This is a genomic window from Caballeronia sp. BR00000012568055 (genome assembly GCF_029439455.1).
Classification (GTDB): Bacteria; Pseudomonadota; Gammaproteobacteria; order Burkholderiales; family Burkholderiaceae; genus Caballeronia.
In genome coordinates this window covers 1-3,507 of the sequence record NZ_JAQFVG010000079.1, presented here as the reverse complement: position 1 = coordinate 3,507, position 3,507 = coordinate 1, and the positions used below count along the sequence as shown (strand labels likewise).

Below are 3,507 nucleotides of genomic sequence, written 5' to 3'. Positions count from 1 at the left end.
CGCTCTTCGCACCGGCGGGCACACCTCCCGACAGAGTAAAGAAGCTGTCCGACGCGTTAGCGAAGACGTTGAACGATCCGAAAATCAAGTCCAGACTTCAGTCCGAGGGAACTGAGCCTTTCTACGCATCGCCCATGGAATCCGAGGCCTTCTTGCGAAAAGATCTGGAAACCACTAGTCAAGTCATCAAGGATACGGGCATTCCGAAGCAATAGATTTCGAATCCGCCAAGGCGTAAGTCAGGAGCAGACGATGATTTCGGTAGCATACATTGGACCGAGTGGCGATTGGGCGAACCGCCTGGAGTGCCTTCCAGAGTTGACGAGATGTAATCCAAGTGAGGCCGGGACGGCACCGGGAGGAGGTGGTCACCGCCGAGCGCTTGTGGCTATTGAACAAGCCCTCGTTTCCAACATCGTGTTCTTACGTCTAGGCGAAGCAGATAACGCAGAGCCTGCGAAGTTCGATAGGGAAGAATGCCTTAGCCGGCTTTCGCCAGGGACAGTACTTGTCGACCTGGACGGTGAGGCGAATTGGTGGAGTGAGGAAGCCGAACTTCGACTTAAGCGGCACGACGTACTTTTTCTATCGGCGACCACCATTCGCGACCTTGGATCAGAGGTGAGTACGGTACTCATTTCGGGGCACCAAGATGCCTATGCGAAGGCCTTACCTATTCTTCAAGCAATCGACTCGGTCGTATACTGCGGACCGCGATTGGTGCATGCGCACGCAGTGGCGTTGATGAACCAGACGATGTACCTCACGGGTCGGCTTTTGAACTTGGAATCGGTGGCGATGGGGTTCCGAGCGGGACTCGCGTTGGACGACATGGTCGAGGCGATAAACCTGAGCAGCGGACGAAGTCGAATCTCCGAAAAACTGCTTCCCGTCTTGTATAAGGATGGTCGCACGAGTGAGCAATCTTTAACCTCCGCGATTGGCGATTTGAATCGGATGATCGACCTCGGCACGGCACTGGGTGTTCCCATGCCTCTGGCGACGCACACACGTTCGTTGCTTACAATGGGTGCAAATATGGTCGGGGCTGGCGCAGACCTGAACGACATGCACACCGTCATTGGATCCATGGCGGGGGTTTTGGTCGGCAAACAGCCGGTCGAAGTTGTTCCCAGCCATCGCTCAGAACTTTTCGATAGAGACGTTTCCTCCACTACGCAAGCGCCGATAATTGGCTACGTGGGCCTAGGAGCGATGGGAGCGGCTTTGGCGCGGCAAGCGTTGAGCGTGGCAAGAGAGCTCTATGTCTTTGATGTGAGTCAGTCGCGTGTCAGACAACTGGTCGAGATGGGGGCTTTTGCTGCGAGCGACATTCTCACGCTCGCGCGAAAGTGTGACGTCATCATGCTTTGCGTGCCGACTTCGGAGGACGTTCAGAATATCCTTTTTGGTGAGCGAGGAATAGCTGACGAATTAAGGACGGGAAAGATTGTCGTTGACCAAACGACAGGAAGCCCGTTCGATACGCGGATGATGGCTGAGAAGCTCCGAGAGCGGGGCGTTGCGCTAATTGATGCGCCTGTAACTGGCGGTCCAAAAGGAGCAGCCGAAGGTACGTTGGTCACTCTGTGTGGAGGGGACCCTACGGCGTATGCGGTCGTAGAGCCGCTATTGCAGAGGATGGGTGGGAAAGTTTCATATTTTGGCCCGAGCGGTAGTGGGCAAGCTGCCAAGCTGGTTAAGAACGCCCTAGGCGCGAGCAATCGAATCATTGTTTATGAATCGCTTGCATTGGCATCAAAGATTGGCCTGCGTTTAGATCTACTGGATCACGTCATCGAACGAAGTTCGGGCTGGACTGCAGGCTTCCGCCGTGTCATTGCCGCAATTCGAACAGGTAAACCCACGGCCGACGTCAAGCTAGCATGGTATGTCAAAGACCTGGTACTGGTTTCGCAGATGGCGTCCGCCTTCTGTGTTCCGATGTCGCTGGCAAATACGGTTCGCGCCCGTGTTGAGGCAGCGCAGAACGTGCTTGGGGCAAATGTAAACGTCGATGCGCTAGCCGCTCTGTTTAAGATTCCACTCACGTATAGCGAAGAGAAAAATGAAACAATTTGATAAGTTCTATATTGACGGACGCTGGTGCGAGCCGGTTGGCAAGGAGAGCTTCGAGCTAATTGACCCCGCAACTGAGCTTCCATACGGACGCGTAGTTCTTGGCGCTCGGGAGGACGTTGATCGTGCAGTCGCGGCGGCGCGCAAGGCGTTCGAGTCCTTTAGCCAGACGCAGAAGGAACAGCGCATCGAACTGCTACAGAACGTCGTTGAGGCGTTCATACGTCGGCAGGATGACCTTATGTCGGCAGTCACGCAGGAGATGGGCGCGCCTGCTGCACTAACCGCACAAACGGGTACCGCATTGCAAGCCTTTCGGCAGGCTATTATCACACTCGGCGACTATTCGTTTGAACGGATGATGGCCGACAACATCGTTCGGAGAGAACCGATTGGTGTCTGCGGACTGATCTCGGCATGGAACTGGCCCCTGCAATTGCTTTGCACCAAGCTTGGATCCGCTCTGGCCGCAGGCTGTACGGTGGTGGTAAAGCCGAGTGAATACACGCCGGTCAGTGCATTGGTATTGGCCGAGGTCTTTGATGCTGCGGGCGTACCACCCGGAGTTTTCAACCTTGTCAATGGTGATGGTCCGACGGTCGGAGACGCCATATCGAGACACCGCGGGATCGACATGGTTTCGTTCACTGGGTCCACTCGAGCAGGTGTGCTCGTAGCCCAGGCTGCAGCCGATACGGTCAAGCGGGTGTGCCAGGAACTCGGCGGAAAGTCCGCGAATATCATTCTTCCAGACGCCGACCTGGAGGCCGCCGCGCGCTTTAACGTGACGAGAGGCTTCTCCAATACGGGACAATCGTGTCATTCTCCGACCCGTATTCTCGTTAAAGATGATCAACTTGAAACTTTTCTCAACTTCGTTCGCCGTGAAGCCGAGAAAGTGCGAGTCGGAAATCCACAGGACGCCAACACCACGATGGGGCCGGTTGTCAACCGGGCTCAATTCGATCGGGTCCAAAGCTATATCGAAAAGGGAGTACAAGAAGGGGCGAGGTTGATTTTCGGCGGACCCGGGAGGCCTGAAAGGCTCGATCGAGGTTACTTCATTCGTCCGACAGTATTTGCTGACGTCACGCCCGACATGACAATCGCTCAAGAGGAAATTTTTGGGCCCGTCCTGTCTGTAATCACCTATCGCGACATTGAAGAAGCGATTCAGATTGCAAACGGAACGTGCTATGGCCTTGGTGGTTATATCTTTGCCGGAGATCCTCAGGCGGCGCGAAAGGTGGGTGAACGCATGCAGGCTGGCCGCATATTCTTGAACGGCGCACCGTCCAATAATGTAGCTCCGATGGGCGGATACAAGCAGTCGGGAAATGGTCGTGAAATGGGCGTTTTCGGTCTCGAGGAGTACCTCGAAGTCAAAGCAATGATTGGCTTTGCCAGTTCGTGAGAGGCCAAATCGGG

General features: G+C 55.1%; 3 protein-coding genes. All 3 read left to right on the top strand.

Annotated elements, in window-relative coordinates; genetic code table 11:
• Window positions 1-215: tripartite tricarboxylate transporter substrate-binding protein (locus P7F28_RS05790; RefSeq protein ID WP_277183534.1), on the top strand; the 215-nt coding region annotated here is incomplete at its 5' end.
• A gap of 169 nt (window positions 216-384) precedes the next feature.
• Window positions 385-2,082 (top strand): NAD(P)-binding domain-containing protein, encoded by a 1,698-nt coding sequence (locus P7F28_RS05785; RefSeq protein WP_277183533.1) that lies wholly within the window; start codon window positions 385-387, stop codon window positions 2,080-2,082.
• Window positions 2,069-3,493, top strand: a complete 1,425-nt coding sequence (locus tag P7F28_RS05780) for an aldehyde dehydrogenase family protein (protein WP_277183532.1) — start codon at window positions 2,069-2,071, stop codon at window positions 3,491-3,493. The genes P7F28_RS05785 and P7F28_RS05780 overlap by 14 nt, the downstream gene beginning before the upstream one ends.
• The last annotated feature ends 14 nt before the right edge of the window (window positions 3,494-3,507 follow it).

Excerpts from the sequence above, each read along its gene's own strand:
- P7F28_RS05780 (WP_277183532.1), top strand. The coding sequence starts at position 2,069 with ATGAAACAATTTGATAAGTTCTATATTGACGGACGCTGGTGCGAGCCG.